This is a genomic window from Pseudomonas sp. Lb2C2 (assembly GCF_052112205.1).
Taxonomy (GTDB): domain Bacteria; phylum Pseudomonadota; class Gammaproteobacteria; order Pseudomonadales; family Pseudomonadaceae; genus Aquipseudomonas; species Aquipseudomonas kilonensis.
Genome location: NZ_JAUTYW010000012.1, coordinates 113,024 through 139,925 on the forward strand (window position 1 = coordinate 113,024; position 26,902 = coordinate 139,925).

Here is a 26,902-nt window from a genome sequence, read left to right on the forward strand (position 1 = left end):
GGAGAACCGCGGGCGGCCATACATGGAGCTTCGGCTCAAGCCGGATTGGAAACAGCCAGTTTGAGCCCAAACGCGACAAAAACACCGCCCGTGAGCCGGTCAAGTGCCTTCAGAGCCGCTGGGCGCTTCAGGAAATTGCTCAGCGGCACCGTCGCCGCTATCAGAATGCCGAACCAGGCCAGCGTCAACAGCACGTGTAACGCCGCAAGGAAGAAGGAGTAACTGGCCACGCTCGCGCCACTCGGGACAAACTGGGGGAGGAACGTGATGTAGAAGACACCTATCTTGGGGTTCAGCAGGTTCGTTAATAAACCGCGAATAAAGGCGTCACGCGAAGAGCCAGCCATGTTCTCGATCCCCTGCCCTTGCAGCGTTGTCCTGGGTCGCAGCAGCAGTTTTACACCCAGCCAGACGAGATAAGCGGCACCCACGATTTTCAGCGCAAGGTAAGCCCACTCCGAAGCTTGCAACAAGGCACCGAGCCCCAGTGACACCGCGGCTCCCCACACCAGGCACCCGAGCACGATACCGATAGAGGCCATCGCCGCCGAACGTCGACCGCCGGTCGCTGTAGCGCGAAGCACCATGGCTGTGTCCACGCCGGGGGTAACCGTGAGCACTGACGCAGCAGCGATGAAGGCAAGCAGCAGGGATAAGTCGCTCATTTGGATTTCCATGGCAGTCGGCAGCCGTACGGCTATCCACTCTAACTAGCTACTTCGGAACATGCTTGCAAAGTGATCCCGGTTTTCAGCGCCCTGTTTAAATTCAATGGCCTACGGCGGGAGGTGATGCCAACCTGCCTGTACATTTTTTGAGCGCCCGTTAAAACGCCCTGCCTACCTGGCATCGGCGTGGTTATCCACAGACATACTCACGGATTTCTTGGATAACTAAGCGGGGGCGTAGAGCTGCTCCTGCCGTAGCGAACCTATGAATTCGAATGCCCCGACATTTTCAATGAGTCAAAGAATGGCGAATGAGCAACGAACTGGCAGTGTTCATACGGTCTACCAGAGCCGACATACCCCCATTAAGAAACTCGGTAAGCGTCTCGGCATCACATCTTGATATGCCAGATATGGACCTAACCTCAAATCAACCCTAGTGTCAGGGCTTTGAGGGTCGCAGCCGCACGGGTGGTACATTGAAGTTTACGGAACACGTTTTCCACATGGGTGCGGACTGTGCTCGGACTGATGCCTAGCTGACGCGCCACTTCCTTGTTGCTTCCTCCTGTGCTGATGCGCCGTAGAATTTCGGTTTCACGCTCGGAAAGCAGGCCACCGCTTGGCCTGCAGGCCGTCATCATCGTGTCCCCGCGCGCCGCCGCGATGACCGCCTGACAGGCTCGTCGGTCAAAGCGTCCCTGCTCCGCCTCGTCCAGCAACAAGCGGGCGGCATCGTCCTGACTGCAGGCCGAGCGCCACGGCCGCTCGCTCAGCAATGCTTGCCAAGCCAGGGCCGCGGCAAGCAAGCGATGTTCGCTTTGCAGCGCCTCACCGTTGAGACTGCGGAAGTAACCACTGCCATCCAGTCGCTCGTAGGCGTGGGCCGCAATCTGGCCCGACACTGCCAGCGCCGGTATCTGGCTACAGGCCCGCGACGTCCAGTAAGGCACCAACCGCACTTGCTCAAGATCGCCTTCCAATAACGCACCCGGGGTATTCCAGACTCGATTGGGCACCGCTGCGCGGCCAAGGCCATGGATCAGCGTCGCTTGGCCGAGATTGTCTACTGATGCCTCTGGCAGCCCCGAAAGCCTGGCGGCCTCCTGGACCAGCTCCGAAGAACGTCGCGAATACCCCGACAGCCACGGCAGCTTGAGATCGATCACATCGCCGACAAGGGTCAATGGCACTGATGGTGCGGTTTTCCGCGAAGCAGCAACATGGGCCGTACGCAGTTGAGCGAGCCAATCCTCGGCGTGTTGCAGCATTTCGGCGGCGAGCGCTGCTGGATAGCGTCGATCACTCTTGCTGGCGATCCACTGCAATGCCACCTCCAGACCGTGCCTGCGAGACAGGATCTCCAGATCACCGGCGAGCAACACTTGATAAACCACCTCCGGCACCAGCGGATGACGCAGGCCGGACGGCCTTCCCTCGCCGTCGTATTGCTCAAACACATGACGCAGCCCGTGTTCGACTTCGGGTCTCAAGCCCAATGTATGAGCGATATCACCGGACACCTCGCAATGAATCTGCGCCAGCGGCGTGGACCTGCGCATCGCTCGCTGGCCCGCCGCACTGAGTGTTTGCGTCAGCATCGCGTTGCGGCCCTCGACGTCATCGCCCAGCAGTCGGGTGAAGCCCTCCGCATTGGCAGTGCACCCTGACCAGCGCAGCAAGGCCACCTGGCGTCCGATCTCGGTGTGCTCGCCAGCGCCATTGCACACCTGCGCGAGCATCTGCACCAATCGGGCGGTGCGGCGCGACTGATCGAACGGCTGGCCCATGCTCAGGTCGCCCACCATGGACAACGCCAGGATGGCGTCTTCCAATTCGATACAGTCACCTGCTGACATGTCGTTTCCTCCGGGCAGCCGATTGAACATTGTTGATGGCCTCGGATAAATGACCGATACCTCAGCCGCCGAGTATCGCTGAAACTGCGCTCACCCCATACAGGAGATCGCATCATGTTCAAACCCAAGGCACTTGCCCTCACACTCGCCATGACCTGTTCACTGTTCGGCGGCGCGGTCCATGCCGCGGCGCAGCAACCTTCAGTCGTCATTGTCCATGGCGCTTTCGCCGACGGCTCCGACTGGGGCAAGGTCGTCCCGCTGCTGCAGGCGGAAGGCATCAAGGTCACCGTGGTACAAAATCCGTTGACCTCGCTGGCGGACGATGTCGCCGCCACGCAGCGAGTGCTGAACAACCAGGAGAACGACGTCGTATTGGTCGGCCACTCCTGGGGCGGTACCGTCATCAGCGAGGCTGGCACCGACAAGAAAGTGCGCAGCCTGGTGTACGTCGCCGCGTTCGCTCCGGATGCCGGTCAAGCCAGTAAAGACCTGGGCAAGGACTACCCTGCCCCGTCCGGCGTAAAAGACATCGCCGCCGACAAAAACGGTTTCCTGTACATGACCGCCGAGGGCATGGCCACCGGTTTTGCCCAGGATCTTTCCCCAGAGCAAACCGCGGTAATGGCGGCGACGCAAGGGCCGATCCGGGCCTCGGCCTTCGATGACAGAACCAGCGCCGCCGCCTGGAAAGGCAAGCCAACCTGGTACGTTGTGGCCAAGGAGGACCGGATGATCCAGCCTGATCTGCAACGCGCTTTTGCCAAGAAGATCGGTGCCAAGGTCACCGAAATCGAAGCCAGCCACGTGCCACAACAATCTCGCCCGGCAGATGTCGCAAAAGTCATCATCCAGGCGGTTCAGAAGAGCCAGTAACTCCAGGCCCCTTCTGCGCTGAGATCGAGGGAAGTGCTGCTGCGTCTGAATGGATTGCCACCGGTTTCAGGACAGGGTGGCCAGAAGCTCGGATGCAACGCACTTCCCTCGCAGCAGCCATCGCATCAGGCGAGCAATACCCCACCGTCCAAGGAAACCCGCTCATGCCTATGAATTCCGAGCTGAAAAAGCGCCATTTCGATTTTATCGTCTGTGGGGCGGGGACCGCCGGTTCCGTCGTGGCCGGACGGCTGGCCGAGAATCCCGAGGTCGAGGTATTGCTCATCGAGGCCGGAGGCAGCGATGACCACCCCCACGTGCTGGAGCCGGGGAACTGGCCCCTGAACCTTGGCACCGAGCGCGATTGGAATTTTTTGGGTGCCGCAAACCCTCATCTCAACGACAGGAAAATCCCGCTGAACATGGGCCGCGGATTGGGCGGCGGGTCCAGCGTCAATGTCATGTTGTGGGCCCGCGGCCATAAAAACGACTGGGAAGATTTCGCGGCGCAAAGTGGTGAGCCTGCATGGAACTACGCGTCGGTCCTGAAGATTTATCAACGCGTGGAAGACTATCAGGGCACCTGCGATTCCGTTCGTCGCGGCAAGGGCGGGCCGGTTCATGTCGCACCTGTACAAAACGCCCAACCGATTGCGAACGCCATGATCAGTGCGGCTGCCGGAATGGGTATACCTGTTTTTGACAACCCGAACGGCGCCATGATGGAAGGCCGCGGAGGTGCGGCGCTGAACGACCTCATCGTCAAGGATGGCCGGCGTAATTCCATCTACCGCGCCTACGTCGCTCCGCGCTGTGGCCAGCCCAACCTCACGGTCCTGACTGATACGCTTGTCAGTCGCATGGTATTCATGGACCAACGCGTCATCGGCGTGCAAACCATAAACAATGGGCAGACCGAGTGTTTTTACGCCAATCACGAAGTCATTCTTTCGCTGGGGGCGGTCAACACGCCCAAGGTCCTGATGCAATCGGGAGTGGGGCCGGAGGAAGAACTGCAGCGCCACGGCATTCCGGTCGTCCGGCATCTCCCCGGCGTTGGCGCCAATCATCAAGATCACGTGTCCTTTGCGGTTATTTTCGAATACGCGACCCCACAACCGGTGGGGTATGGCGGCTCGGAGGCGACGCTCTACTGGAGCAGCGAAAGTGCTTTGCATCTCCCGGACATGTTCCACTGCCAGGTCGAATTTCCAGTGCCCAGCGCAGAGACCGCGTCACTCGGCGTTCCTGCACATGGCTGGACAATGTTCGCTGGCCTTGCCCACCCGGAAAGTCGCGGACAGATCAAGCTCAGCGGCCCGAATGTGACTGATGGCCCCATCATTCAACCCAACACGCTGTCGCATCCCACCGATCGGCGCAACGCGCTGGAAAACATCCGTTTTGTCCAGGAACTGGGCGCGCAGGCCCCCTTCAAGGGCTTGGTAAAAAGTGAAAGCCTGCCTGGAAAACTGAACACCCAATCGCTCGAACACTACGCGCGCAACGCTGCCGTTACCTACTGGCACCAGTGCGGTACGGCAAAAATGGGCCAGGACGCGATGTCCGTGGTCGATGGTCAACTGCGCGTCTACGGAATCCAGGGCCTGCGCATTGCCGATGCGTCCATCATGCCGCATGTCACGAGCGGCAATACGATGGCCCCGTGCGTCGTGATCGGCGAGCGGGCCGTGGAGGCTATACGGGCCACTTACAATCTGTGAGCTTCATACAGGCGCCCGAAGTCTCTCGTTGCCAATCAGGTTGGCACGGGCCAAGTCGGTAAATGCCTTGAGCGCTGCCGAAGGGTTGCGTCGGTTCGGGTAATACAAGCACAAGTTGTCTCGCGCTGGCGTCCAATCCTCCAACACTCGCTCAAACTCTCCGTTGTCGATTTCGGCTTGAACGTCCTGTTCCATGAAAAAACCGAGGGCCACGGCTGCCCCGACTACCGCCTTGGCAAGGCCAGGCTCGTCCAGCGTGAATTGCCCGTTCACATCCAGCCTGATGACCTCCCCGTCGCGTTCCAGATGCCACGGATAAATGGCACCGTTGGGTAGGCGGATCCGTAAGCAGTGATGAGTGAGTAGATCGGCTGGAGTCCGAGGCTGGCCGTGCACCTCGAAGTACGCTGGCGAGCCCACGATGGCGTAACGTTGCGGTCGACCCAGCGGGACGACAATCATGTCGCTGGGTACCAGATTGGCAGACCGCACGCCGAGGTCGAAGCCGTCCGCAACGATATCCACCAGACGCCCTTCGGTCACCAGATCGATGTGCACCTTTGGGTAACGCCGCGAAAACTCCAGGATCAGCGGCATCAGGGTCGTACGCGCAGCGCTTGCAAACGCATTGATGCGCAAGACTCCCGAAGGTCCGACATTGTGCGAGCGCACCGCCTCGAGCGCCGCGCGAACATCCTGCAGTGCCGGCCCGACTTGCTCCATGTACATCCTGCCGGCCTCGGTGAGCGACACGCTGCGTGTGGTGCGATTGAACAGCCGCGTTTCAAGGTTCGACTCCACCTTGGCGATGGTATTGCTCAACGCAGTCGTCGAAACACTCAAGTCGATAGCGGCTTGTCGAAACGAGGCCCGCCGCGCCACCGCCGTCACCGCCTCCAACTCGTTGAGCCCTACACGAAGATCCGGCATTTGATTGTCCTGCTTATCGGGATTGGCCATTACGTTTATACCAGTTGAGCAAACTATCCCGTGGGCGGCAAGATCGCTGGGTGTCATCAATTCACCGTCAGAGATGGAGATTACGCCATGAATCTTGATTTGAAAGGCAAGCGCATTCTGGTTACCGGCGGCACCAAGGGCGTCGGCAAAGCGGTTGTTGAGCTGCTGCTCGACGAAGGCGCAAAAGTGCTGACCTCGGCTCGCCAGGCAAACATCGAGATGCCGCCAGACGTGTGCGTTCCGGCTGACTTATCGACCCGGGAAGGTTGTGAGACGTTGGTGGCCGCGACCAAGCGAATATTGGGAGACGTCGACATCATCATCCACGTACTGGGTGGCTCATCGGCACCGGGTGGCGGCTTTGCTGCACTGGACGAGGAACACTGGCAACGCGAGCTCGATCTGAACCTGTTTCCAGCCGTACGTATCGATCGTGCCTTGCTGCCGAGCATGCTCGAACGAAACGAGGGCGTCATCATTCACGTGACTTCCATTCAGAGTCGGCTGCCGCTGCCTGAAGCAACGACCGCTTACGCGGCTGCCAAGGCTGCGCTTTCGACTTACAGCAAAAGCCTGTCGAAGGAGGTCTCGCCAGAAGGCGTACGTGTTGTCCGAGTATCGCCAGGGTGGGTTGAAACCGAGGCGTCGGTCGCCTTGGCCGAGCGCCTGGCGAAAGAAGCAGGGACCGACTACGAAGGCGGCAAGCAGATGATCATGAATGCGTTAGGCGGTATTCCACTCGGCCGGCCCTCGAAACCTGCAGAAGTGGCAAACCTCATCGCCTTTCTGGCTTCGCCTCGCGCGGCATCCATCACGGGCAGCGAGTTTGTCATTGATGGCGGCACCATTCCAACGGCTTCATAAGAGGTGTGGGACGTTAACGCTCCTTGAACACTCCAGCACTGAGTTTTAGGCCGTGCTTGAGGACGTCGTAAACCGAACTTGACGCCTGACATGTTCCTGTCAGCCTCCGGTCACTCTGACGTCAGATCCTTCCCCCTAAAGTACCCCAATGACTGCCCCTACGGTGCCAGCGCTACAGGCACCAAGGACACATCGCTTTAGCTGGACCTCTTGCCATCAGCCGGAAGGAGAAACGCAATGAGCCATTCTGATGCGCACGTCAGTGCTCTTGATCCATTCACTTGGCAATCGACGCTCGACAGCAATCTGGACAGAAAAGGCCTGTTGCTCCGTCTGTTCGCCGAACAGCGATTCATGGCCGCGCAGGTGCGAGCCTGCAAGCTGGATTACAGGGACTATCTGCTTTCGCTGATTGATCCGGCATCGACGGTGAACGATGGCACTCGGCACTCATCAAGCGTCGATGGCCATCGAATGCGGAGCGTCATCACCGAAGCGGCAAAGAAAGCTCATTGGGGCAAGCCCCCAAGACATGGTCGGGCGCAAGGCATCGCTGCCCACTATGACGCGCAGACCTGCATGGCGGTCGTTCTCGATATCGAGGTGAGCGACGAAGGCCGCTTGATCATTCATGACGCGGTCGTTGTCGCGGACTTGGGCTTCTTGAAAAATCCTGGCCGCGTGCGCTCGCAGCTCGAAGGCGCTTGCCTGATAGGGATAGCGTTTGTGACATCCTGCGATTTTGATCCGACCATCGGAGATACCCGGCCTAAACCTGCCTATCGCACCCGTTGGCCACTCGTCTCATGGCTGCCAGGACAGATCGCCGTGCACCTGATCAATCCCACCGGGGCTCCCGAAGCCGGCCAGCCCAGCCAGACCAGTTACGCACCTGTCGCCCGGGCCTTGTGCAATGCGATTGCCGCACGACAGTCGCCACAGCAAGCCAGCTAAATCAAAGCTTCCAGATCAGATGAGGTTCTGCGCCATGCCTTTAAGATCCAATGTTTCTTTCAACAGCCGCGGGCAACGCGGCGCGGACCTGTTCGTAGAAGTGCTTCGCAGCGAAGTTGTACGCTACGTCTTCGGCAATCCGGGAACAACCGAACTGGCTTTGCTCGACGCCCTCTCAGGCGCCTCAGACATCCAATACATCCTCGGCCTCCAAGAGGCCTCAGTCGTAGCGATGGCCGACGGTTATGCGCAGGCATCCGGTCGCCCCGGCTTCGTCAACCTCCATACGGCCGGTGGACTCGGCAATGCAATGGGCGCCATTCTCAACGCAAAGATGGCGAATACACCGCTTGTCGTCACGGCGGGTCAACAAGACACGCGACATGGCGTGACCGACCCGCTGCTCCACGGAGACCTCGTCGCGCTCGCCAGACCGAGCGTCAAATGGGCGGAGGAAATTCATCATCCCGAACACATCCCTATGCTGCTGCGTCGTGCGTTTCAGGACTGTCGCACGGGGCCGGCCGGCCCGGTTTTCCTTTCCCTGCCGATTAACGTGATGGAGCAACACACGGATGTAACGGCCGGCCTGCCATCGCGAATCGAGCGCGGTGCCGTGACCGGGGCGATTGAGGAATTGGCCGTTGCCTTAGCGACAATTACCCCCGGTCGTCTGGCGATTATCGTTGGAGAAGAAGTGATCCAGTCGAGCGCGGAAGTTGAAGCCGTGATGCTCGCCGAAGCACTCGGCGCGCCGGTCTACGGGCCATCCTGGCCCGGGCATATTCCGTTCCCGACGGCTCATCCGCAGTGGCGGGGAACGCTGTCTGCAAAGGCTTGCGATACCAGGGAGACGTTCTCTGACTTCGACGCGGTCTTCCTGCTCGGCGGCCATTCGTTGATCAGCTATCAATATTCCCAGGGCCCTGCTATTCCGCCTCACTGTCGCCTTATCCAATTGACCGGCGATGGACACCAACTAGGCAGAGTCCACGAGACAGCGCTAGGGCTGATCGGGGATTTAAGACTCTCCTTGCAAACGCTGTTGCCGATACTGGACAAGAAATTGACCCCACACAGCGAGGCAATCGCGACGCTGCGAAACATCGCTGGCCAAGAACGCGATACACGTCGTGCCGACGTCGCCGCTCGCGTCAGTCGCGAATTCAACACGCCGGTGACAACGCCTTTCGTGGCTGCCCACGAGGCTATCCGGGCAATCGGGCCGGACGTCTGGATCGTCGACGAAGCACCTGCCACGATTCCTCATGTCCGTGCCTGCCTGGATTCCCATTCGGCCCGCCAGTATCTTTTTACCCGCAGCGCCATCCTGGGCTGGGGCATGCCGGCGGCTGTCGGTACATCGCTTGGCCTGGACCGCAGCCCGGTAGTCTGTCTGGTCGGTGATGGTTCGGCAATGTACTCACCGCAAGCACTCTGGACGGCGGCGCATGAACGGCTGCCGGTCACGTTCGTTGTCATGAACAACAGCGAATACAACATTTTGAAGAACTACGCTCGTAGCCAGGCGCACTATCTAAGTGCAAGCACTGACCAGTTCATCGGCATGGACCTTTGCGACCCGGCGATCGATTTCCTGGCCCTCGCCTCTTCCCTGGGAATCCCTTCCCGCAGGATCGAGCGCGCCGGCGATATTGCGGGAGCTGTCGAAGAAGGTATTCGCTCAGGCTGCCCGAATCTCATTGAACTACCGATCATGCCCTGAAGGAATGGGCGCACCTTGTCCCTGCCCTGCCTATACGGGACTGTAGGCTTTGACGGGGCAGCTATCTCGTCATGACAACAGCTCTTTCCCACGCTCGATCTTGGCTGGTGAATATCGCGGGTAATCTGTGACCCCTTTTCTCAACGCCACCGTACAGCTCGACAGTGTTTGATATCGTAGATAGACCGTCCACCCAGTGTGGGTAGGACGTCTGTATTGAAGATTCTCAAGATTTGCGATGACCCTATAAACCAACTTGCCCCTTACTTCCACGCGCCTCGTCGTCAGGGCCTACCGTACCTGGTACAGCACAGCAGCCCCTGGCTTGGGCTCGAAAGCCGGCACAGTGCGCTGCTCAAGTGGCATACCCTTGGCATCCCAAACCAAGGTGTCCGACGGATACTCGTCCTTGCGGGTCATGGCGTCGATCTGCTTGGCGATCACCTCCGAGCTTGCAGACACCTCGGGGTTCCATTCGAATACGCCAACTCGACCGTAGAACACAGCCGGCGCGTCGACATCGAGGCGCCGATCGGGACACATGACCAAGCCGCGGTCAAGCATGACCCGCAACGCGCCGACAGGCACCGCCTTCACCGTGGGCGTGGTGCGCTCGGTGCTGTGGCCTGGGCAGACATTGGCCGAGCGAGTAACCATGTCCTCGACCACTTGACGATCGGATTGAGCCTGCGCCGAAAAGACAACGGCAGACACGGCGAGCACTACAAGATTTGACTTCCAGGGCACGCGAAACCTCCTATGGAAAAAATACTCCAACGTTTCGGACCGCCCCCATGTAAGAACCGTCCGTTGCCAAGGGCACTCTTGAAGACTACCAGGACATTAGTTTGTTCCACTTGCTGATTGATAACCCTAGCTCTGACTACCGCCATTCATCTGCATGCACAGATAGGTTTGAGAGGAGCACGTTGTGCCGCCGATCATCGCAATGTCTTTCGGGTGAGAAGCCTCAAGGACAGGATCCTGGCATTCAGATGTGTTGCGAGCGATCTCGCTCAAAACCTGCAATGGTGGACCGAAAGAGTTGGCATAACCCAGTTCGGAACTGATTGGATTCCCACCGCCCCCTGGTGTCAAATCAGCGTATCCGGCATGCGAACGCGCTCGTCCACCAGCCGGTCAAAGGCCAGGAGCGGTCCCTATGAATGCCCCTACCGGCTCCCCCTCAGAAAATGCCTACGAAAATATCTTGCAGATAAAATAACGCCGGCTATGCTCCCAGAGCTGACTTTCAGGATACTGGCTCCGAGCCACAAGACCTCTGATCTTGCCGTCCGGGCATCACAACGCTGATTAGCAGGAAGCTACACATCTGGCGACGTAAACGCGTTCGTCATGATGTTCCCCAGGAGGGAGCCATGTCCGCACCAGGACAGTACCTGTTTGCAATAGCGGCCCATGATCGCGTGGGCTTGCTCGATATCAGTGCCCCTTACGAGCCATTCAATCGGATGGCTCGTAGAGAACCGCCGTACAACCCCACCCTCCCTTGCGCCACCCAATCGCCGGACCACCGCCCAGCCGCAGGTCGCACCTGCGACTCCTCCTGCATGGCTGCGAACAGCGCCAATGTGCTAAAGCGCAAAGATTCTTCCTGGAAAACAAGCAGCCTCACCGCAGGATCGATGCCGGTTCCCATGTAAATCAGCTGATCAAAGGACACACGGCCGCCAAGGCTGTCGCACACATTCGCGCAATGGCGCAGGGAGAACAATATGACTTCGCTTCGTATAGTCCTGGCCGGGTTGTTGGTCTGCACAACCTCCCAGGCAGTGCTTGCCGAACTCGCCGCCCAGCCGTTCCTGGCGCCGCCCAGGCTTGTTGAAAAAGGCGCGCCGGGCACGCTGAAGGCAACTGAGTCGACCCTTGCGAAAACGGATTGCAACCCGCAGGGCGACATTACCCGCGACGGACAAACCGTCGAACTCAACCTGCAAGTGCAGAAGCGCGAAAACTATATCTACAACCCGGGCAATCCCGACGGTGCCAAGGACAAGGTCAAGCTGCGTTCCTATGGCGGCTGTCTGTCGGGGCCGCTGATCGATGTGCAGCCAGGCAACACCTTGCGGGTCCACCTGGACAACCAGCTGGATAAAAACGATCCCAGCTGTCCGGGGGGAAGCGATCCGGCGAATGGCGAAGCAGGATGCTTCAACACGATCAATCTGCATTATCACGGGATGCACGTGTCGCCGTCGGGCAACAGTGACAACGTGCTGTTGAACATCGCTCCGCAAACCAAATTCGAATACGAGGTAAACATCCCCACAGATCACCCTTCGGGCACCTTCTGGTACCACGCGCACCGGCATGGTTCCACGGCGCTGCAGGTCGCCAGCGGTGCTGCGGGAGCCCTGATTGTGCGCGGTGACCGACCCTACACTGGCGGCAAGCCAGGCGACATCGACACCATTCTCAAGGATGCTTCCGGGAAACCCTTTACCGAACAAGTATTTCTGTTCCAGCAAATCCCCTATGCCTGTTTCGACGACAAGGGCAACATCATTACGCAAAAAGATGGCACCTGGACGTGTCCCAGCGGCAAGACAGGTGTGGTAGAGAACTTCGATGCGCAACTCGCCTCGCCCACTGTCTGGGATGAGAGCGGTCGGTTCACCAGCATCAACGGCGTGGTGCAACCGACCCTCCAGGGCATTGCCGCAGGAGAAATCCAACGCTGGCGTTTCATTCACGGAGGTATCCACGACACCGTGAATCTGCAGATCGTGCCCATGAACACGACCAGTCCCAAAGCCAGTCTCGCACTCAAAGGTGTGCTCAGTGGTACACCGAAGGAACAGGCTGCGCTGATCGCCGACCTGTGCCCGGTGACCGTGCCCGACGCCAGCAAACCGGTCGAGCTCGTCCCTCAATTCGAGATCGCCGCCGACGGACTCACGCGCACCGCAATTCGCCCCATCGGCGTGAATAAAAAGAGCGTCAGCGGTGGCATCGGCAGTAACTTCCTGCAACCCGGTTATCGCAGTGATGTGCTGCTGATGTTCCCCCGCGACGGCACCTACTGTGTGCTTAATCAGGCCGCCACGCCCGCAGAACGCGCCAATGCCGGCCCCGATGGCGGCCCGGGCGGCCAGGGCCCGAACGAAACCCAATTGCTGGCGACGGTGATCGTCTCTGGCGGCAAGGTCGTGACCGACGACCCGCAAAGCTATATTCAGCAAGCGCTCTATAACGCCAACAAAACGGCCCCGTCGCTGCCCGCCGAGGCCCTCGAAGGATTGCGGACCGGCGATCTGAAACCTTGGCGCGGGATGGACGACCTCAAGGATGCGGTGGTCAACAACGACATCCAGAAGGCTGACTTCTTCATTGGCAATCCGCCATTCCCGCCCTCACCGCCCGCTACCCCGCCGAAAAAACCGGGAGAACCTTGGACAGGCGCGTTCGGTTTTTACATCAACTACAAGTCCTACGATCCGGACCGCATCGATTTCACTCGCCAGGTCAACACCACCGACGACTGGGTGCTGACCTCCCAGGGTGAACCCCACATCTTTCATATACACGTCAATCCGTTCCAGGTAATGGACGTGCTCTACGCCAAGCCCGGCGAGAAGCCCAAAAGTATCTTCGGTCCCAATGGCGAGTGCCTGGTGCCGGCCGACGAACTGGGACTGCAAAACCAATACTGCGGGATGTGGCACGAGTTCAAGGACACCATCTTCGTGCAGAACGACTACCAGGTCCTGGTGCGCACGCACTACGACCGCTACATCGGTGAGTTCGTCATCCACTGCCACATCCTCGACCACGAAGACGGCGGCATGATGAACAATATCCAGATCGTTCCAGACATCAATGCCAGCGGCGGCGGCATTGGCATGGCAGGTATGAAGCACACATCGCATCAACACTCGGATTCCAAGCAACACTGATAAGGAGATGTCAGCAATGAGCAATCCCTTTGCAGGAAAATGGACTTATAGGAGCTTTCTCAACAACCCCGCGTTGACTGACGGTGACCCGAAAAAACTGGAGGCGCTGTTGTTCGCCGAAGGTGTGTGGACCGTAGAGGACACCGCCAACGATTCGTTCATCGGCGAACTCAGTTTCGGGGCAAACGCCGTCATGGATTTGAAGGGGGTCATCACCCATGGCCACGGTCGTCCAGACCATGTGCACATTGCGGGCAGCGGGCGTCCCGGAACCTCGACACAAGACTACTTCTACGATTATGACGGATCGCTGACGGAACGTTGGCCCAACGGCGTGAGCCAGGTTCCGGCCATCACCGGGTCGGTCATCCGTATGAAACCTCACAATGGCGAACCCGCTGGACTGGTCGCCTCGTTCATCTGCGTCAAAAGTACCTAGGTACTGTTTGTCGGGACACTACCGGGCCGACAGGGATCTAGAGCAAGCAATGCTGGCGACCCGGAATCCGATCCACTGCAACGTTCGTTATTGACGACAAGGAGTCGGGCATGACCACTACCTCCACCACAGCGCCTGTCGCCCAACCTACCTGGTACGGGCAGATCCGCGACATGTTCACCTCAGTAGACCGAGCGCACATGGCCAGGCAAGGCCTCGACCTGGCCAGCTACGACGCGGTGATGAAGCACGCAGGCGATATCTACCAACAAGTGGCGGGGGGCAATATGCCGCCAAATCGACCCTGGCCCGCTGACTGGGTGGGTACCTTCCTCAACTGGATGAACAACGGCTACCCGAAAGGAGTCCCCGCTGCCAGCGCCAACGCAACGGACTTCGCTGCGCGCTCACTGTTCAGCGCAGACGCGTCCACCGCCAGGGTCCGCAAGGACATCACCACGCTGTCCAGCGCCGAGCTCGATCTGCTCAAACAGGCGTTTTCAGCCATTATGGCCATGGCCCCCACCGATCCCAACAGCTACTTCACGCAAGCCGGTTATCACTGGTTTCCGGCACCCAATACCTATTGCATGCATCACGTCCCGGGCTACAACCCTTGGCACCGAGCCTATCTGGTCAGCTTCGAGGACGCCCTGAGATCGGTCCCCGGCTGTGCGAACGTCACCCTGCCCTACTGGGATATCACCACGCCCTTCCCCGACGTGCTTAAAAGCCCACCCTTCGACCAGTACACGTTGCAGCAAGCAGCCAGCTCCGATTATCCGGAAGGCTACGTCACCACACGTTTTACCTACGACACGATCGCCCAAAACCTGCTGACCTATGGGGTGACCGATGATGTGAACCGAGCCATGAGCAAAACTGACTGGGAGGACTTCCACGGCTATTGGTCCGGCGCCGCCCACAACACCATCATTGCCGCCCACGACAGTGGCCACAACTCAATTGGCCCCACCATGCAGAACCAGGAAGTGGCGGCCTTCGACCCAGTGTTCTGGTTCTTCCATTGCAATTGGGACAGGCTGTTCTGGGAATGGCAGAAAAAAATGCTGGCCACCGACCTGCATGGATTGCTCACGACCATCAACGAAGTCACCGACCCCGTCAGTTATCAGATCTTCAACGATACGGCGCTGCAAACCCTGAACCCATTCACCAGCACCCCACTAGAGCTGAACACGCTGGCGATCATCGACTCGGTCGGTCAACTCGGCATTGACTATGCGCCCGTGGCGACAGGCTCGAACGTCGATTTCCTGCCGAAGACCCAGCGTACGCTCGCTGCGTCCAAACACTTCACGGTTGAAGCCGATCGGGTCAATGTGCGAGTCAGCGGTATCAATCGCCTGAAGATCCCCGGCAGCTTCTCGGTGCACTTGCAAAAAGACGCCAAGACCATCGCCTCCAGAGCATTGTTTCAACCGGTAGAGGTTCAAAGCTGCGCCAATTGCGTGGCCAATGCCATGACCCAATTCGATTTCGAGTTACCCATGGCGGTCGTGTTGGGCGGCAAGCTGAGCGTCTGGGTAGAGCCGGTGAACAAGGACTTCATCGGCGATCGGTTCCCGCAGAAGCTGATGGGCGACCCCGTCATTGATGTGCATCTATTGCTGCAAACTCAGTAGCGCTGCTGGACCAAGGGTGCCGGACTTCAGGCGTTGAAGTCCGGCTTCAGCCGTTGACGAACGCCAGATAGACATCAGCGTCGAGAACGACGTCATGCGCCCAGGCTCTGTTCTACGTCAATTTACTTACGACCCCTGGCCGGTGCTTTTGGCAATAGCGGGACTCGGCTTGGCCTTGTCCGTCTACAACGACATCACCACCAACGGACCTGCGTTTTGCGTCACTGTGGATGGGCTATCGATCTTCACGAGTTGGCCTGCCGCCCTGCAAGCGGAGCTGGCACTCAACCCACCCCAGCGAATCCTGGCCGGTTGGGCCTTGATGCTCCTGGCCATGATGCCGCCCCTCCTGGCGACGCCACTCATACACGTCTGGCGCTCCAGCCTGCCAAGCAGGCGAATACAAGCGTCAGTCGGCTTCCTGCTCGGTTACGGTGCCATGTGGATGGCCGCCGGCCCGCTCCTGATCGCCCTGGCGCTGTTGCTACAGATGGCTGCCGCAGAAAATGCCCTGGCCGTGGCGCTGCTGATTGCGATGCTGTGGAGCGCGAGCCCGTGGCACCGTGCAGCCCTCAATCGTGGCCACCGAATGGGGCCGCTAAGCCTGTTCGGCTGGGCTGCCAACAGGGATTGCCTGATCCGAGGCCTGGCGCACGGCCTCTTTTGTATCGTTTCGTGCTGGGCCTGGATGGTCGTGCCGCTTGTCAGCGGGTCCTGGCACATTCCGATGATGTTGCTGGCGGGCGCGATCCTGCTGGCTGAACGGCTCATCGCTGCCAAAACACCGCGCTGGGGCTGACCGTTTAAAACAAGGCTTCACGTATGCAATCCGTCTGGACCTTCCCTTCCACCCTCATCGCATGCAGCCCGGGTCCGCACGCACTGTTCGGCACAAAGGATGAGCCCGCACGACACAGTTCGCCAGATACACATCCCAAACTATGTGTTCGCAGCAAAATGGCATAATACGCCAATGATCGAAAGACCTTGTTTGCCCAGAGCTGGAGCAAATTATGGCGACGCGAAACGTTGTGCTCACCCCTCACCAGGAACAGGTTATCCAGGATCTGGTTCAGTCCGGTCGTTATCAAAATGCAAGCGAAATGATGCAGGAAGGTTTGCGTCTATTGGAACAGCGCATCGCCGAAGACGCCGCCAAAATCGAGGCCCTGCGTCAGGCGACCTCGATAGGCATCATGGACCTTGAGCACGGGCGCTTCACTCAGTTGAACGAAGGGGATCTGGAGCATTTCTTTGAGGATTGAGCCAGGAGGCAACCATCCCGGCGAGGGAGACACACTGAGCATGCCGCTGTGTCGGATTTCCAACGCTGCGCGCACCGACATTGTCGGCATCCTCAGGCTCTCCCAGACGCAGGCTGACGCCTCGGCACATAAATTTCAGGCAAAAAAAGCCACTCATCTGAGTGGCTTTTTTTGAATCTTGGAGCGGGAAACGAGACTCTTATCTGGCGTCCGACTCGTTGAAATGTAAGGGGTTTCTTTTCTTGCCGGGGCAGGAAAAGACTTGATTCTGGACTTGTTTTGGAAGTGCATCAAGGCCAAGAGGAAACGATCCCGGCTACGCCATAGCGCTCTACTTATACCGAGTACCGAGAGCATCCGGCGTGCACACGGGCCATACCGTTTGGCCTGCGCCTGAAGTGCTCAAGCAGGTCACACGATGCGATACATGGGCAAAGCCCCAAAGCACGACTTCATACAGGACCTAGATTGATTTGTCGCCAAATGCTCGAGCGGCCAATCCGCCTAAGATACCTCCAGCAATAGGAGCTAACCAAAACAACCATAGCTGAGCAATATAGGCCTGCCCTGCAAAAATGGCTTGGCCGGTACTCCGTGCGGGGTTGACTGAAGTGTTAGTCACAGGAATCGCAACCAAATGAATGAGAGTCAACGTCAGCCCAATCGCTATCGGCGCCCATCCAGCAGGGGCACTCGCATGGGTAACTCGCATAATAATAAATAGAAAAAAGAACGTAGCGACAAATTCAACAATAAGGCTCGACACCAACCCATAGCGCCCTGGACTTAAATATCCATACCCATTAGCCGCAAAGCCCCCAACCTCAAACCCCGGCTTTCCGCTAGCAATGAGGTAAAGCATCCCGGCTGCGGCTATGGCACCTGACACTTGCGCAACAATATAGGGAACGATATTTCTTGTCGGGACTCTGCCTCCCACCCACAAGCCAAATGTTACCGCCGGATTGAAATGCCCACCCGATATTGAACCGACAGCACATGCCATCGCCAACACAGCAATCCCGAACGCAAGAGATACGCCCACAAAACCAATACCCAACTCTGGATACGCAGCGGACAAGATCGCACTACCACACCCACCAAACACAAGCCAGAAAGTTCCGAAAATCTCTGCAGCCATTTTCTTAACCATTTATTTTTTCCATCAGAATATTTTATTTATAGATGCGTAATCGCCAAGGCAATTAAACAGCCCGACCACAACATCACGAACTTGCCTCATAAAGAATACTTATACGGCAAGACCCAGAACTCGCCCCCCTGTTCTATCCTAGAAAAAAACCAACACAGCCGCTAACCAAGTCAAGTCCGTAGCCTCACGGCTTCAGGAATTGCCGGATAAGAACACACCCAGACGTTCTTGCTACCCACGTCTTTGAAGTAGCCAACCGCCCTCGGAATGAGTCGCCCAAGACAATAAACCAGATCATTATCACCGCCGTTACCCATGTCCCGCCCAACTGCACTTCTACTGTTCAAAATCCCTCGCTTTCGCACAATCAACGACAATTCATCCCTTAGACCAAGTTTCAGTCGGACCTTTCGATCAATGCGCCCATAAAGTGATAATAAATCTTCCGAAGCATTGGCCCCTAAAGCGTAATACTCTAATCCTGATTCAGGACTATCTTCCTCCGGCATGGGCAATAAGCTTTTCAGCAACAGGCTCATACCTATAGCCGCATTGACTTCAGCCTCTGCAGCAAGATCGGAGTAACACATCAAGGCATTTGCCGCTACTGCATATCGGTGCGCCCCCTCAAGCAATCCCTCTATCATACCTACCTCGCCTAGTGAAACAGCACCCCGACCATCCTAATACTCGCCCCCGTATCCACCGCAACTTCAAAAGACTAAAACACCCAGCGTTGTGCGGCTGGCGGTGTGTCCAGTTGCACAGCTTCCATCCGGGAATCCCTAGCGATAATACCTGTCGAATCCTTCGTCATCGTATTGTTCTTCATTGGACCGAAGTAAAGCGGCAGAGTCTTCCAGTCTATGTATGCATCCGATTGAACCGCCGCGACTCCAATCGCCAAGATCAACGCTGCCGTCCCAGCGCCTCCATTAGAAAAAATCTTTAGACGCATCTTTCCACATTCCCTTTTTTATGATTGTGAAGTTATTGTCTACTGACGAAATGACATCAGCATAACGATAGCGTGGGCGCTTCGCCGTAACTCGCCACAATTGTTCAAATTCAATCAAGCGAACTTTAGTTCGTAGGGCTATTAGCCTTGGCGCAGCCTTAAGCGGACACGGCATCTGCTACGGCAATTCGCGGAAGATTTTTGACTTGGCGTGTCTAGGCGTTGACGCCATCTTGACCTCAAGAATCCGCTCCCCCAGTCTCTTGGCAATCCGTCAGTTGCTCCTCGTCGGCTCGGCCACATCGGCGGCATAGATCACGCACGTATCCCAGGCAAAAATTAGGATATAAGCTAGATCTGCAACCAAAATCATGCCCGCCACCTATAATTATTAATCATCAGCAGATGACGCCTATGAACAGCTCCTTCGCCTCACTCAGCCTCGCCCAGCTTCGCACTCTGGATGTCATGCTGGAGCTACGCAATTTGAGCCATGCCGCGCTGCGTTTGAACACTAGCCAATCAGTCTTAAGCCGCCAGCTAGTGCAACTCCGAGATGCGTTCGGTGACCCGTTGTTAGTCCGCCAAGGGCGGGAGTTCTTGCTCACTGAGCAAGCTAAGGCGCTGTTTGTACCGCTCAAGCAAGTGATCGTCGATCTGGAAGCGCTGAGAAGCCCCGATCAGTTCCGCCCCGAAAATTGCTCGCGCACGTTCAGCCTGGCGTCTTCGGATTATGTCGCCGAGCACATGTTGCCGCTATTGATGGAACGACTGGACGAGATCGCGCCGAAAGTGGCGGTGGAGTATGTGACCTGGCAACCCAGGCGTTTCGACCTGTTGGCGGGGGGCGGGCTTGACCTCGCCACGACCATGCTGGATGACGCACCTCCTGAACTTCATGGCCGGGTATTGGGGGAGGACCGACCGGTATGTGTAATGCGTAATGCCCACCCGCTAGTGGGCAAGCCTTTGGAGACTGTCGATTATCTTGCTTGGAAGCACGTACGCATTTCCGGCGGTGGCGACAAGGACAGCTTCATCGACCAATATCTTCAGCAAGGCGGCCTTAGCCGGAACGTGCGCTTGCAGGTGCCGTTTTATGCGGCCGCCATGCGGGTAGTCAGCGATAGCGACATGCTCGTCACCTTGCCGGAACACATCGCCGTGCAGCTAGCAAATTTATATCCAGTGACATGGAGTCCCCTGCCGTTCATTGAGCATAGACACCGCTACTGGGTGATTTGGCACCAGAGAACCCAGCATGCACCAGCCCACCGTTGGTTCCGCAACCTGGTCTACGAACTCTTGCAGGAGTCCAATTTCGCCATTAATCGTTTCGCCTCCAAGGACAAGACAGAGCAGTGAACTGCCGAGGTATGCACACGCGCCATAGTTGCTATGGCGATCATGGCGTTACCGGCGCAGCAGGACACCGATAGAATCCGCAGCGACCCGTCGGTGTAAAAAACCGAGTGCAGCCGGGTGCAAGTTCAATCGCACTGAAGCGATCACCTTAGAAGTCTTAGATGATTAATTTTTACCAGATCAATCGTCTGTCAACTCCCTGCTGCTGCCATTTACACATAAACGTTAACTATCGAGCCTGCCTTGAGGGCACTTTATTTTCATGTACAACGTCCAATCGTCGCTTAGGAAAATCGTTCAGGAAGGCATTAACACCGCACTTTTGCTGGTACCGGCGAGGAACTACATCGCCACCCTTTCGCAATGGCGGTTGGCTGAATGGATCTATGACAAGTTTTCCTCCCTCGTGTCCTTTCCTTTAGATCCTCGTCTCTTGATGCTTTCAATGGCATCCCTGACACTTGGCGGGTGGTCGGCTCCTGGCGCCAGCATGGCAGGCATCCTAGCAGCTTATGTGTTCTGGAATTGGAGGCGCCTCACTGTACTGATGGTGTTTTTTTGCGCAGAACTCGACCGGATGAAACTCGTATTTAAAGGGCAATCGACCCCACCCATGCTCGCCTTTGGCGCCAATGAACCGGTGGCGTATCTGGCCCAAGAGCAGCGCAGTAGCATGCTGCGCTTTCTATCCCATGACTTACGGGCACCACAATCGGCCATCCTGGCACTCCTGGAAATGCAACAGAAGGCAAAAGAGCCCATGCCCGTCGGCGAACTTCGTCGCCATATAGAGCAGCAAGTACGTCGCACGCTGAGCCTGACCGATGGGCTCCTAGCATTGGCTGAAGCTAAATCCAAATCTTTGGTATTCGAGCCATTGTTCGTTGCCGCCATCGTTCTGGATGCAATCGATCAGGCTTGGCTGCTTGCTCAATATAAAGGTATCCGGATCAGACACCGATTCATCGATGACGAAATCTGCGTGACAAACGCCTCTCGCGAACTGCTGACCCGCGCCATCTTCAACCTGTTGGATAATGCGGTGAAATACAGCCCACAGGATACGACGATTGACATCGAGCTGGTGCTGCAGGAGACCGATATCGTGCTGACCATTCATGATGAAGGGCAAGGTATTGCCGAATCGGATCTGCCTCATCTGTTCGAAGAGTTCAGTCAATTTGGCGGCGATCATAAACCCAGAAAGGGTTACGGACTGGGCTTGGCCTTAGTCAACAGCGTGCTGCAGCGTCATGACGCGCGCGTTGAGTGCACCAGCCAAATTAATATCGGCACAACCTTCGCATTAACGTTCAAGGCCATCAATTGTGTTTGAATGGTTTGGAGGAACGTCTTGCCAAACACCGTCACAAGAGTCCAACCATATAAAGAAGTCGATCACAGGCATTGGCTTGGCAATGAGATAGCCTTGTACTTCATGGCACCCCAGCCTCCTCAAGAAATCATACGCGGAGGGGGTCTCCACGCCTTCGGCAACGAGTCGCAACTTTAAGGTCAGGCCAAGCTGAACAATGGCTTTGACGATCTCTCGTTGCTTGGCATCGTGCAATTGGGCAATGAATGAACGATCAATTTTCAACTCACTGACCGGCATTTTGGATAAATGAGAAAGCGATGAATAACCTGTGCCAAAATCGTCAATCGACAGCGTAAAACCAGCCTGGCGCAATCGCAACATTGATTCCAGACATTGTTCTGGATTACGCATCGCACTGGTTTCGGTAATTTCCATGCAAAAATCCCTGGCCTGAGCCCCGGTCTGCTTCAGTAAAGCGTCGACCTGTTCGGGAAAGCTCACAGACTCCAAATCCTGCATACTCAGGTTGATGCTGATCCGGATTTTTTGAGATTGCGCTTGAGCGCGGCTCAACAGCATGCACTCGCGCAACATCCATAGGCTAAGGGTGGTTATTTTTCGATACTTTTCAGTGGCTGGCAGGAAGTCCCCTGGGGTCAACAAACCGAAACGAGGATGCAACCAGCGAATCAGGGCTTCAGCGCCGATGACTTTATTATCGGCGAGCGCCACTTGCGGTTGTAAATAAACCTTCAATTCCCCCCTGTTGATGGCGGTATCAAATTCGTGCAAAAGCGTCATCGTCTGCAAGCACTCCTGCTCACGTTTTTCTTTGGAAAAGAAGTACTCACCAAATTTGAATTCGTGCACAGGAAGCTCGCGGGAGTCAGACGTCACAGATTTCATTTAGATTGGGCTCTGGTGGCGCTTATCGGCAGTGCAAAAAAAGCGGCGCAACCCCATTCGAACGAGTGTTGCTCGTTCAACGGTAGGTAATACGACCGCCATGATGATTGGAATGAGTTTGTTTCTTACTGTATGTCTGTGGCTCTTTTATATCAGACGTGCTCGTTCCCCAAAAATGAACAATATTGAAAACCTGTGATTTACTCTTTTCCCAAAAGTCTTGAGCTATGCGCTTTTCCCCAAGCAGGCATGAGCAAGCCGGCGACGTTCATTTTGCTTAAAACGTTGTTGAGCTCGCGCGACAATAAAGGTTGTCTGCGCGATAGCGTATCGATCCCTCGAAGAGAAAGGGGGGCGAATCCTCGCCCCCCTTCGTCTCACTGCATTCAATCTTTTCTGAAGCGTTAGACGACCGTCAATTGATTGTTAGCCAGCAAAGTAGCCAGGTCAGTTTGTACGTTCTGCAGCGTCAGCAATGGTGCGGTGAAGCTGGCGGCACCATTGGTATCAACGGAAATGAGGGTATCGCTACCACTCGTCGTGACCTGCAAATAGTTGCTCAACGATGTGGAGGCGGCATCCAGTACGTAGTTACCGGTGCTCCCATCCTTGTGCACATACGCTGTGCCGGTATACCCCTGCAGCAATCCGCTCAGGTCGATGATGTCCGCGTCGGTACTGGTACTGCTGGCGAGATTGCCGACAGTGAAGCCAGTCACCGTATCGCTGCCATTGCCACCTGTGGCGGTGTCTGAGCCGTTAATACTGTTGTAGACCAACCGATCGTTGCCACCAGAGGCCAATACAATGGTGTCGTTTCCACCGCGCCCCTCGATGAGGTTATCCGCAGAGCTGCCGGTAATAGTGTCTGCCAACGAACTGCCACGGACCCCCTCCACATTACTCAATGAGGTCAGCGTGCCCCAGCCCGAAATACTGCCGGTACTCAGGTTTACCGTCACCGCACTGGAAGCACTGCTGAAGTCCACGATATCCATGCCGCCCGTCGCACTCCACGTCGGGGTTTCGCCAGCCAGCACCGGATCACTCCAGCCGCCGCTACCGTTATAACTGGTGACACCACCCGTGACATTTGTCGCCACATAGGTGTCGTCATAACCGGTACCGGTCAACGTGATCGGCGCTGCCGCCGTCACTTCAGTGGTGGTGAGTATCTGCGCGTCAGTTGCATCACCTGTAGTCACGCTCCAAGAATACGTTTCGGACGTAGTGCCGGTACTGGCCAACAGTCTGACGGTGTAGGTTTCCGATGAGTTCAGCCCATAGAGGTTGAGTAGACCGGTGCTGTCATTGACCCATACACCAGACTGTGCGTTGAGGATCTGCGTTGCGACCAGAGTACCCGCCGAGTTATAGACCTGTACGGTATTGCCGTAATAGATATTGAAGCCTTCAGCGTTCAGAATCCGCAGGTGTAAGGCTGTGCCATCTGTTACCTGATTGGTATTGGTGATGAGCCGCGTTGCAGCAGCAGCGCTCTGCCCCACTAACAGATCGATATCGCCGTCCCAGTCATAGTCAGCGACGGTCAATGAGTTCAATACGTTGTCCACACCCGCAACGGCCGTAATCAACGTATTCGTGGTCCAACTGCCTGTCGTGATGGAACCGTTGTTGGTATAGACGTTAACCTGCCCCGTCGCGTAATCCGCTTCAATAGCGTCCATTCTCCCGTCACCATTCCAATCCACAGCGACCGATGCGTCACCTGCCAACGTATCACCGGCGATGGCAACCCCCGTAGTCGCGATAGTTCCTGAGTTGTTCAGATAGACTCTACTAGCGGTAATGGTGGCAACGTTTGTCTGATTAACATACAGATCGAGCCAACCATCACCGTTGAAGTCCGCCCATGTAATCGACATCACGTCAGTGGAATTAGTGGTAAGGATGCCGTTGCTAAACACATTAGCTACCGTTTGCCCCTGGGTCCAGTTGGCTCCTGTAGTACTGCTGCTGCCATTATTGGTCAGAATGTTCAACCCATAACCGAACGCCAAATTATTATTGAAAAGGTGTACAGCCAGGTCGACCTTGCCGTCGTTGTTAAGATCGACTCCCGACAGTTCATTTGAAAGCTGCAACTGATCAATCATTGGCGTCCCAGTCGCAGGGTCGGAGTTGCCATAAGCTGTCCAGGAGGTACCGCCATTGTTCTTCAGGAAGAATGACGCGGAACTAGCGCCTGCAAAAACCACATCAAGATAGCTATCACCGTCCATGTCGATGACTACAGGAGTGCCGTAGCTGGTGGGAGTACCTAATAACCCAACCTGGACTGCCGACGCGGTATACCCTGAAGCATTGCCTTTCCACAACTGAACATAAGTGTCTGAGGTGCTATTGGTGGCCCATATATCGGTGAAACCATCAAGGTCGTAGTCTACGAACGCATAGCTCGAAATAACCCCTGAGCCGGTGGCTGCTTGAGTCAATGTAGTGGTGGTGTAAGCACCAATGTCCGTGCTGCTGTACACCGCCTGATCGCCAACAAAGGTCCACAGACCGGCGGCGTTGAGTGTCATGCTGCCGCCGAAACCGTTGGTCGCGTTGGTACCCAATGCGCTGGCAGTTGCAGCCAAATGGTCCAAGGTATTGACCACATCCACCTGGGTCGTTGCCGTCAAATGCGTGCGGTTACCGGCTGCATCCCACAGTACGTAACCCAGATGGTATTCACCCACTGCCAACGTCGCAGACATCGTCCAGGCACCGGCGCCCGAAGCGGTGGTAGACGTCAGAATCGTATCGACACCCTCCGTGTAGACTCCGTCGTTGTTAACGTCGTTGACCAGGGCAACCGTTACCCCTGCCTCTGCGGTCCCATCGACAGTGCTACTGAAGCTTGGCGTAGCACTGGAGACGATGGTCTTGTCATTATCGGAATCCACCGTCGCGGCGTTGGAGAAGTCCGGTGATGTCAGCCCTAGAGCGGGTGCCACCAGATCGACGGTATAAGTGGTATTCACCACGCTACCGAAGGTGCTGCTGACCACGTTCTGGATACGCGTCTGAGCGGTCAGCGTGGTACTCACGGTATAGACTGCCGGGGTGTAGCTCCAGGTAGTTGCGCCATCCGTGCTCTCCACATCGATCCAGGTAGTGCCGCCGTCGAGGCTGATTTGAACCACTTCATCAGCCTGCAATGCACGACTGATGGTGCCGTTCAACACCGGTGCGCCACCGCGTGTAATCAGGTCGGTATTGACCGCATCGTCGTTAGTCGAGTAGTTGCCACTGATTGCGCCTGCGGTGTCGATTGTGAGTGCGGCCAATGTGGCTGTAGCGTTCACCGATAGCGTGAAGCTCGCCGAGGCCGCGCCTTCATTACCCGCCGCATCGGCCACCGCAGCGGTGTAGGTGTGGCTGGTGCCGATGGCGACGACCGGCAAAGCAAAAGTCCAGGTCGTGCCGGTCACCGTCGCGGCGCCCAGCAGGGTGCTGCCTTCGTAGATCCGTACCACCTCCCCTGCACTCAGGGCCGCGCTGAGGCTGCCGTTGAGCACCGGTGTGGTGTCGTCGGTGCTGCTGCCGCTGGCGAAGGTCCCTTGGAGGGTGCCCTGGTTGTCGGTGTAGCTGCTGATGCTGGTGGTGACCGTCGGCGCGGTGGTATCGACCGTCAGGGTCAAGCCCGACGAGACCGTGCCTTCGTTACCGGCGGCATCGGCCACCACGGCGGTGTAGGTGTGGCTGCTGCCGTTGACCAGGGTGGCGGTGGCGAAGGTCCAGGTGGTGCCGGCCACCGTCGCGGTGCCCAGCAGGGTGCCGCCCTCGTAGATCCGTACCACCTCCCCGGCACTCAGGGCCGCGCTGAGGCTGCCGTTGAGCACCGGTGTGGTGTCGTCGGTGCTGCTGCCGCTGGCCAAGGTCCCTTGGAGGGTGCCCTGGTTGTCGGTGTAGGTGGTGATGCTGGTGGTGACCGTCGGCGCAATAGTATCGGCATAAGCCACCACAGTATCTGCACTGGTATTGGCCGCGGCATCGCTGGCATTCGCCGTCACGTCACCGGTCGGTTGATCCACTGGCGAAGTGACGCTGTAGGAACCATCGGTACCCGCTACGACCGTAGCGGTGTTGCCATCCGGGTAAGTCACAGTAACCGTGCTGTTCGGCTCGGCACTGCCGCTGACCACCAGGCTGCCATCGGCATTGGCCGCCACGGTTACGCTCGGCGCAGTTGGCGCCGTGGCATCGGCATAAGCCACCACGGTGTCAGGGCTGACATTACCTGCTGCGTCCGACGAGTTCGCAGTGACATCACCGGTCGGTTGGTTCACCGGCGA

19 protein-coding genes and 1 pseudogene are annotated in these 26,902 nt (G+C 57.2%); 12 read left to right on the top strand and 8 right to left on the bottom strand.

The genetic code is table 11. From position 1 onward, the window contains the following. Positions 1–35: 35 nt before the first annotated feature. The gene (locus Q7F16_RS29020) at positions 36–665 is read right to left on the bottom strand and encodes a LysE family translocator (RefSeq protein WP_014338912.1); all 630 of its coding nucleotides are present in this window, start codon (positions 663–665) and stop codon (positions 36–38) included. A gap of 428 nt (positions 666–1,093) precedes the next feature. Then, complete coding sequence (locus Q7F16_RS29025; protein WP_409555311.1) at positions 1,094–2,527, bottom strand: HD domain-containing phosphohydrolase; 1,434 nt, start codon at positions 2,525–2,527, stop codon at positions 1,094–1,096. A 114-nt stretch (positions 2,528–2,641) separates the two neighbouring features. On the opposite strand from Q7F16_RS29025, the gene Q7F16_RS29030 reads away from it, so the two are divergent. Then, positions 2,642–3,403: an alpha/beta hydrolase gene (locus Q7F16_RS29030; RefSeq protein WP_046061786.1), complete on the top strand. Its 762-nt coding sequence runs from the start codon at positions 2,642–2,644 to the stop codon at positions 3,401–3,403. A 164-nt stretch (positions 3,404–3,567) separates the two neighbouring features. After that, positions 3,568–5,127 carry a GMC family oxidoreductase gene (locus tag Q7F16_RS29035; protein WP_409555310.1) on the top strand — a complete coding sequence of 520 codons (1,560 nt, stop codon included), beginning with the start codon at positions 3,568–3,570 and terminating at the stop codon, positions 5,125–5,127. Positions 5,128–5,130: 3 nt separating this feature from the next. Here the strand turns inward: Q7F16_RS29035 and Q7F16_RS29040 are convergent, their stop codons facing one another. Beyond that, positions 5,131–6,057, bottom strand: a complete 927-nt coding sequence (locus Q7F16_RS29040) for a LysR substrate-binding domain-containing protein (RefSeq protein WP_046062099.1) — start codon at positions 6,055–6,057, stop codon at positions 5,131–5,133. Positions 6,058–6,174: 117 nt separating this feature from the next. Between Q7F16_RS29040 and Q7F16_RS29045 the strand changes: the two genes are divergently transcribed. The 3 genes from Q7F16_RS29045 (at position 6,175) to Q7F16_RS29055 (ending at position 9,631) form a co-directional block, all read left to right on the top strand. Further along, positions 6,175–6,951 carry an SDR family oxidoreductase gene (locus Q7F16_RS29045; protein WP_409555309.1) on the top strand — a complete coding sequence of 259 codons (777 nt, stop codon included), beginning with the start codon at positions 6,175–6,177 and terminating at the stop codon, positions 6,949–6,951. Between the two features lie 237 nt (positions 6,952–7,188). After that, positions 7,189–7,905: a hypothetical protein gene (locus Q7F16_RS29050; RefSeq protein ID WP_014338908.1), complete on the top strand. Its 717-nt coding sequence runs from the start codon at positions 7,189–7,191 to the stop codon at positions 7,903–7,905. A gap of 34 nt (positions 7,906–7,939) precedes the next feature. After that, complete coding sequence (locus Q7F16_RS29055; protein ID WP_409555308.1) at positions 7,940–9,631, top strand: thiamine pyrophosphate-binding protein; 1,692 nt, start codon at positions 7,940–7,942, stop codon at positions 9,629–9,631. 291 nt (positions 9,632–9,922) lie between these two features. Here Q7F16_RS29055 and Q7F16_RS29060 read toward each other — a convergent pair whose 3' ends face one another. After that, positions 9,923–10,378, bottom strand: a complete 456-nt coding sequence (locus Q7F16_RS29060; RefSeq protein ID WP_409555307.1) for a hypothetical protein — start codon at positions 10,376–10,378, stop codon at positions 9,923–9,925. A gap of 1,046 nt (positions 10,379–11,424) precedes the next feature. On the opposite strand from Q7F16_RS29060, the gene Q7F16_RS29065 reads away from it, so the two are divergent. The 5 genes and pseudogenes from Q7F16_RS29065 (at position 11,425) to Q7F16_RS29085 (ending at position 16,936) form a co-directional block, all read left to right on the top strand. Continuing rightward, positions 11,425–13,548: a multicopper oxidase family protein gene (locus tag Q7F16_RS29065; RefSeq protein ID WP_409555306.1), complete on the top strand. Its 2,124-nt coding sequence runs from the start codon at positions 11,425–11,427 to the stop codon at positions 13,546–13,548. A gap of 16 nt (positions 13,549–13,564) precedes the next feature. Then, on the top strand, positions 13,565–13,987 hold the full coding sequence (locus tag Q7F16_RS29070) for a hypothetical protein (protein WP_046061794.1): 423 nt from the start codon (positions 13,565–13,567) through the stop codon (positions 13,985–13,987). Between the two features lie 110 nt (positions 13,988–14,097). Further along, entirely contained in the window at positions 14,098–15,633 is a 1,536-nt protein-coding gene (locus tag Q7F16_RS29075) for a tyrosinase family protein (RefSeq protein ID WP_046061795.1), read from the top strand. Positions 15,634–15,727: 94 nt separating this feature from the next. Beyond that, positions 15,728–16,432, top strand: a complete 705-nt coding sequence (locus tag Q7F16_RS29080) for a copper chaperone (protein WP_409555305.1) — start codon at positions 15,728–15,730, stop codon at positions 16,430–16,432. Between the two features lie 214 nt (positions 16,433–16,646). Beyond that, a pseudogene (locus tag Q7F16_RS29085) lies at positions 16,647–16,936 on the top strand (type II toxin-antitoxin system ParD family antitoxin). A 425-nt stretch (positions 16,937–17,361) separates the two neighbouring features. On the opposite strand, the gene aqpZ reads toward Q7F16_RS29085, so the two are convergent. Both aqpZ and Q7F16_RS29095 read right to left on the bottom strand, forming a co-directional pair. Next, the gene (gene aqpZ, locus Q7F16_RS29090; protein WP_409555304.1) at positions 17,362–18,051 is read right to left on the bottom strand and encodes an aquaporin Z; all 690 of its coding nucleotides are present in this window, start codon (positions 18,049–18,051) and stop codon (positions 17,362–17,364) included. A gap of 170 nt (positions 18,052–18,221) precedes the next feature. Further along, positions 18,222–18,698 carry a hypothetical protein gene (locus Q7F16_RS29095; RefSeq protein ID WP_409555303.1) on the bottom strand — a complete coding sequence of 159 codons (477 nt, stop codon included), beginning with the start codon at positions 18,696–18,698 and terminating at the stop codon, positions 18,222–18,224. 725 nt (positions 18,699–19,423) lie between these two features. Between Q7F16_RS29095 and Q7F16_RS29100 the strand changes: the two genes are divergently transcribed. Both Q7F16_RS29100 and Q7F16_RS29105 read left to right on the top strand, forming a co-directional pair. Continuing rightward, entirely contained in the window at positions 19,424–20,374 is a 951-nt protein-coding gene (locus tag Q7F16_RS29100; protein WP_409555302.1) for a LysR family transcriptional regulator, read from the top strand. A 262-nt stretch (positions 20,375–20,636) separates the two neighbouring features. Next, a complete protein-coding gene (locus tag Q7F16_RS29105) occupies positions 20,637–21,710 on the top strand; it encodes a sensor histidine kinase (protein WP_409555301.1) in 1,074 nt (357 codons plus the stop codon). Here the strand turns inward: Q7F16_RS29105 and Q7F16_RS29110 are convergent. Both Q7F16_RS29110 and Q7F16_RS29115 read right to left on the bottom strand, forming a co-directional pair. Next, positions 21,681–22,598, bottom strand: coding sequence for a putative bifunctional diguanylate cyclase/phosphodiesterase (locus tag Q7F16_RS29110; protein WP_409555300.1), 918 nt, complete (start codon positions 22,596–22,598; stop codon positions 21,681–21,683). The two genes, Q7F16_RS29105 and Q7F16_RS29110, sit on opposite strands and share 30 nt — an antisense overlap. Positions 22,599–23,002: 404 nt before the next feature. Beyond that, positions 23,003–26,824, bottom strand: coding sequence for a beta strand repeat-containing protein (locus Q7F16_RS29115; RefSeq protein ID WP_413211835.1), 3,822 nt, complete (start codon positions 26,822–26,824; stop codon positions 23,003–23,005). Positions 26,825–26,902: the final 78 nt, after the last annotated feature.